This window comes from Paenibacillus sp. LS-5 (assembly GCF_056121505.1).
Genome location: NZ_JBWAVA010000085.1, coordinates 1 through 267, shown reverse-complemented (window position 1 = coordinate 267; position 267 = coordinate 1). Strand labels below are relative to the sequence as shown.

Genomic DNA, 267 nt, shown 5'->3' with positions numbered 1-267 from the left:
AGGCGCAATGCGGCAATACCCTCAATTTTTGAAGCCTTGCGCCAGGGTCCGGGCCATGTCGAGGACGCTGGCGGTGACATCAAAGCTCGCCATTTCCTCGACTTTCAGCCAGTGGACCGCCGCCGCATCATCGGCAGCAACAGCCTCGCCCTCAGGATCATGCGCCAGGAAAACCGCGAGGTGATAGGGCCGGGGGGCGGGAAATTCCGGCGTCGAATAATCGAAGACAACCGTGTCGAGATAGGACACTTCTGACGCGCGGAGGCC

Annotated in this window: 1 protein-coding gene; it reads right to left on the bottom strand. The window is 61.0% G+C overall.

Features of this window, described 5'->3' with window-relative positions:
- Positions 1 to 21 precede the first annotated feature (21 nt).
- The coding region (locus AC0MA3_RS26560; protein WP_474658355.1) for an NUDIX hydrolase at positions 22 to 267 on the bottom strand (246 nt) is incomplete at its 5' end.